This is a genomic window from Candidatus Cloacimonadota bacterium (assembly GCA_020532355.1).
Classification (GTDB): Bacteria; Cloacimonadota; Cloacimonadia; order Cloacimonadales; family Cloacimonadaceae; genus UBA5456.
The window spans coordinates 1-3,984 of record JAJBBD010000332.1 but is presented as its reverse complement, the minus strand read 5'-3'; the positions used below and the strand labels follow the sequence as shown (position 1 = coordinate 3,984).

The following is a 3,984-nucleotide window of genomic DNA, read 5'->3' as shown; positions in this document are numbered from 1 at the left end:
TGAGGAATTAGATATTTCAAGTATTTCGGAATATAGCTATCTCCGTTCTAAGAAACAGCTTGCGTGAATACCTGCGTTCAATACACAAGGTTTATCAATGACTTAGGTGTGAGAAACATTAGTGGATAAGTCAATCGGCTCAGGCTTGTACTTGGTATCCAGGAGTTCACTTGCAGAACTGATTGCCAGGTTGTAGGCTCCCAGTCGCATCACTCTCATGCACCTGCTCCGGTACCGCTTTTCAGCAGATCGATCTTGGCTATTCGAACCAGTCGAGTGCCATCGATACGGCTGGTATAGTACTCAATACTGGGTAGGTCCCTGTTCATCAGCTTCATGTAGAAAGAGCGAAACTTCTCTTTGAGTAAATACAGATCATTATCAGGGTCCGGAGCATTCTGGGCATTGACGATCAGGAAGACTGTCCAGGCCAGATCAGTGCTAACATACTGTCTTGAAGTGCCATTCTTGCCAGTCTCTGAGTCCAGAATCACGATGGCGCAAGGCAGGGTCTTAGGTATGGCATCCTTGTTGAACTGGATGGTGGGGATATCAGAAAACCCCAATGCATCGACTATTCGATTCCGGTCTGCGATAAACTTCTCATGTGCGGTCATAGACTTACCTCGATAGAATTGAGTTGTTGATATATCCACTGCTCCCTGTTGGCGATAACCTCAGCGAACACATTACGGGCAGCGATGCCTTCCCGCTTGATCTTGCCCCTTATGAGATAAGCGATCTCGGCTACGGTCAGCAGCTTTCCTGTCTCCTTATCAGTCCAGGACAGGTGCTTGCGTTCGACCCAAGCGATTAGTGGAGCGATCGGAGTCCAGGAAGGCACTTTGCCGCCCAAAACGAAAGGTTCGTGTTTGACGTTCGAGCCTACTCTCAGGATCATGGCATCAGGACTGGTCTCGACCAGATAGCCTGTATTGCCATAGAAGTCGCCCTTGTCATAAATCTGCTGTGCCAGTATCTCCTTGCGGGACTCGGCATCGACAACCGAACCGATCAGATGCAGTCGGCTCTCCAAGGTAGCATAGATAGCCAGGTAGATCTCCCGCATCAGTTCATCCGGAGTGGTATATCTATCGGGCATCAGATCACTCCCACCCGGATCACTCTTGGCGGTCTGGGTTTCAACTCATCCAGGCGATTCTGACCTTGCAGATTCAGATAGTCACGAAGCCCGGTCAGTGCTCTTAGCTCAAGGTTAGCTTTGAATGCGTCTATTTCGCTCCCTGTGAGCAGTTCGGTTGCCGACTGGTCTAATCCTACGGTCTTGACGATTCCCTCGCCCAGGGTCTTCAAATTGAGAAACTCACAAGTACTGTGCAGCATCAGGAAACAAAACCCAAAACGAAAAGAGATCAGCAGAGGGTCATCCTCTGGCATGTCTTCCTGGATAGCCCGGGTGAAACTATCAGCTAAAACCACAGATCGAACCATCTCCAGGACAAGAGTCCTATGTTCTTTGAAGATGCCGTTATCACCCATCTCTTTGGGGAGATTGAGTATTGCGAGCATAGCATCTATCTCAACCGGGATCGGTATCACTTGCCTTTCCTCATCAGTTCGGATAGTTCAATCGCCCGGCGACCAACTTGCTTCGCCCACTTGGAAGCCAGCATGTTATTGGCAGCCCGCTCCCAGTCTCCGGCTTTGATAAACGCCAGGGTGTTTTTGAATCCAAGCAGACCATTGATGCCAAGATTGAAGCACATGTTGAGCAGCACAGACTTCCGCACTTCATCAAGTTTATTGTAAATCTCAGGTATCTCATCGATCAGCCACTGCTCGCAGTCTTGGATATCCCTCTCTAACATGGCATAAGCTTCTTTCTTGGATATCCCACAATCATCGAGATTGCGGCCAATACCGATGGTAAGTTTGCCTGCCGTACAGCGGTACGGCTTCAGCCTCAGACCTTCGTGCCTGACTAATTGTTCTTTGATGCGTTCCAGTAGCTTGGCTTCCATCGTATCTCCTTGCGAGTAGTATTTGATACTCTATCCGGAGCAAGGAAGCCACTAACCTGATTTAACACAAACAAGGATGTATAAGGATGCGACAGAATTTTGAAATAAATTCTTGCACCGTTATAGAAATGACATATTATATTAATGGTTAGCGGTTATCCGCTTATAGGGAGGCCAAGATGAGACAGTTATTTTGTATTACAGTGTTAATCTCGGTAAGTCTATTATATGCAGTCAACTGCATGCCTTTGCTTACTACAATGACTGGTGAGTTTAGTGGAGCATCATTAGGCAGGTCTATGTGCAGTATCGACTTTAACGGAGATGGTATACAGGACTTGGTGGCGTTGGAAAAAAACTGGAATCCTGATGGTGTACTAGATTACTCCTACAGAATGTTTGGCAGAATCAACTTCTATTGGGGAGGATATGGTTTTGACAATAATCTTGACTTCAGTATCCCAGGTACTTACCAGCGCCAGTATGGGCTGGGATACTTGCGAAACGCGGGAGATGTCAACAATGATGGGATTGAAGACCTCTGCTATTTTGGATCGGAGTCTGGACAGGAGAAGATTTGTATTTTCTATGGGAACCATATTCCTGTAACAACGCCTGATATTGTTATAGCTTTCTCCCATTCAATCGCTTCCTTTATAGGAAGTCTCTGGGCTCTTGGAGATGTTAATAATGATGGACATGCAGACATAGGATATGTGCTGGTAAATTCTGATTACTCCACAGCAACTATGAGGATATTTGATGGTTCATCACATAACTCTGTTATTTTGTATTCGCTTCAGTGGGGGGCAATGGCATCTTCTTTAACGGGGATCGGCGATATCAACAATGATGGTATAGATGATTACTTAAGTTCACACTCATTGACACAACATGAAAACACCCACAGCAGGATTACTGTTCATTTTGGCAGCAATGAATTCCCCACGAGTGATAGCCTGACAATTTGTTCGGATACAAATACAGTGATCGACCCTTGGACTGGTCCCCTGGGTGACGTTAACGGAGATGGTATAGATGATTTCGTTGGTTTGATTGATGGCAGCGGTTATAAAATTTGGTGCGGGAATTCTGACATATCGGCATATTGGAATACTGAATTCTCTCAATACATATCACGTACAGATGATGGATACACTCTAATCCACGGAGATTTTAACGGTGACGGTTATAGCGACATCGCAACCTCAAACAGTAACTATGCTGGTGCTGATGGCAGAGCTTACATTTGGATGGGAGGGCTGAATCTGAATGGTGGTGTTGATTTGGAATTACCTGCACCTCCTGGGGTATCTGAACAATTTGGCAAGGCAAAAGCTGCGGGTGATTTCAATAATGATGGCTATTGTGATCTTGCCGTTTCACAGCCTTTTTCCGATCCGGCACCCCTGTGGACTTCTGGCAAAATACATATCTACCTGGGTAATGCTGAATTAGCCGATACAACTGTGGGAGTTCAAGATGATTGTGTTGCTCTAACGTCAAATTCTAACATTTGGGACATCAACATATACCCTAATCCAATATCCCAAATAGAAACAACCGTTAATATCTTCTTCATTGGAAGTGGTTATGGAAAAGAGCGGAATCTAAGTATAGAAATTTACAATATAAAGGGACAGAAACTATCAGCCCATAAATTCAACGGGACATTAGTCGAAAGCAAAAATTGGTCAGGACTCCTAAACAATACAGCACCAGGAGTTTACTTTGCCAAGATATGTTCAGGTGATAAAACGCTGGTAACCAAAAGATTCACTATTATATAAGAGGAGTAAAAAGATGAAAGGCAAAATAGTGTTTTCTGTTATTTTAATCGCTACTTGTATGGCTTTGTTTGCCAAACACTCTGATGATTATTTAACCGATCTTTACCATTTGGCTATTTTTTACCCCCAAAAACAGGCGTTTTTTAGCCATTTCGGCCAAATTGCTAATCCTGTATATGGTTGTAATTCAGCACTATAGCCGTTTTCAGGTT

General features: G+C 44.8%; 6 protein-coding genes. 2 read left to right on the top strand and 4 right to left on the bottom strand.

From position 1 onward, the window contains the following. Nucleotides 1-215 precede the first annotated feature (215 nt). Genes LHW48_11370 through LHW48_11355 form a run of 4 tightly spaced genes read right to left on the bottom strand, consistent with a single transcriptional unit; the run spans nt 216 to nt 1,982 of the window. Nucleotides 216-617 (bottom strand): hypothetical protein, encoded by a 402-nt coding sequence (locus LHW48_11370; GenBank protein ID MCB5261047.1) that lies wholly within the window; start codon nt 615-617, stop codon nt 216-218. After that, nucleotides 614-1,102 carry a hypothetical protein gene (locus tag LHW48_11365; GenBank protein MCB5261046.1) on the bottom strand — a complete coding sequence of 163 codons (489 nt, stop codon included), beginning with the start codon at nt 1,100-1,102 and terminating at the stop codon, nt 614-616. The genes LHW48_11370 and LHW48_11365 overlap by 4 nt, the downstream gene beginning before the upstream one ends. Then, on the bottom strand, nt 1,102-1,560 hold the full coding sequence (locus LHW48_11360) for a hypothetical protein (protein MCB5261045.1): 459 nt from the start codon (nt 1,558-1,560) through the stop codon (nt 1,102-1,104). The genes LHW48_11365 and LHW48_11360 overlap by 1 nt, the downstream gene beginning before the upstream one ends. Beyond that, on the bottom strand, nt 1,557-1,982 hold the full coding sequence (locus LHW48_11355) for a glycoside hydrolase family protein (protein ID MCB5261044.1): 426 nt from the start codon (nt 1,980-1,982) through the stop codon (nt 1,557-1,559). The genes LHW48_11360 and LHW48_11355 overlap by 4 nt, the downstream gene beginning before the upstream one ends. Nucleotides 1,983-2,161: 179 nt before the next feature. Between LHW48_11355 and LHW48_11350 the strand changes: the two genes are divergently transcribed. Next, entirely contained in the window at nt 2,162-3,772 is a 1,611-nt protein-coding gene (locus LHW48_11350) for a T9SS type A sorting domain-containing protein (protein ID MCB5261043.1), read from the top strand. A 13-nt stretch (nt 3,773-3,785) separates the two neighbouring features. After that, nucleotides 3,786-3,971, top strand: coding sequence for a hypothetical protein (locus tag LHW48_11345; protein MCB5261042.1), 186 nt, complete (start codon nt 3,786-3,788; stop codon nt 3,969-3,971). The last annotated feature ends 13 nt before the right edge of the window (nt 3,972-3,984 follow it).

Bases quoted from the DNA above. Each gene is read 5' to 3' on its own strand.
- LHW48_11365 (MCB5261046.1), bottom strand. From the start codon at position 1,102: ATGCCCGATAGATATACCACTCCGGATGAACTGATGCGGGAGATCTAC.
- LHW48_11370 (MCB5261047.1), bottom strand. From the start codon at position 617: ATGACCGCACATGAGAAGTTTATCGCAGACCGGAATCGAATAGTCGAT.
- LHW48_11345 (MCB5261042.1), top strand. From the start codon at position 3,786: ATGAAAGGCAAAATAGTGTTTTCTGTTATTTTAATCGCTACTTGTATG.
- LHW48_11355 (MCB5261044.1), bottom strand. From the start codon at position 1,982: ATGGAAGCCAAGCTACTGGAACGCATCAAAGAACAATTAGTCAGGCAC.
- LHW48_11350 (MCB5261043.1), top strand. From the start codon at position 2,162: ATGAGACAGTTATTTTGTATTACAGTGTTAATCTCGGTAAGTCTATTA.